The following is a 255-nucleotide window of genomic DNA, read 5'->3' on the forward strand; positions in this document are numbered from 1 at the left end:
GGAAGCGGCTGTGAAAGCCATGCACGCTGTCGAAGTCGCCGGGCAGTTGTTCGGCGTATTCCAGGACTTGGCGATCGACTTTGAGGGCGTCCGGGGTCATCGCCAGGCCCAGTTCGCCAGGGGCATTACGCACCTGGGCCAGGTCCAGCACCTGAAAGCGCTCGGGCGGGGCCTTGCCATCGCGGTAGGCATTGAGCACGCTCGGCGGCCAGGCATCGCTGGAGAAGGCAATCCAGGCGCTGCTGTAGGTCTTGC

General features: G+C 65.1%; 1 protein-coding gene. It reads right to left on the reverse strand.

Annotated features, from left to right (window positions below; genetic code table 11):
- A partial coding sequence (locus AAZU54_RS27405; protein WP_434727911.1) for a hypothetical protein occupies positions 1–255 on the reverse strand: 255 nt, incomplete at both ends.

Origin of the sequence: Pseudomonas sp. Je.1.5.c (assembly GCF_051129895.1) — a bacterium.
Classification (GTDB): domain Bacteria; phylum Pseudomonadota; class Gammaproteobacteria; order Pseudomonadales; family Pseudomonadaceae; genus Aquipseudomonas; species Aquipseudomonas urmiensis.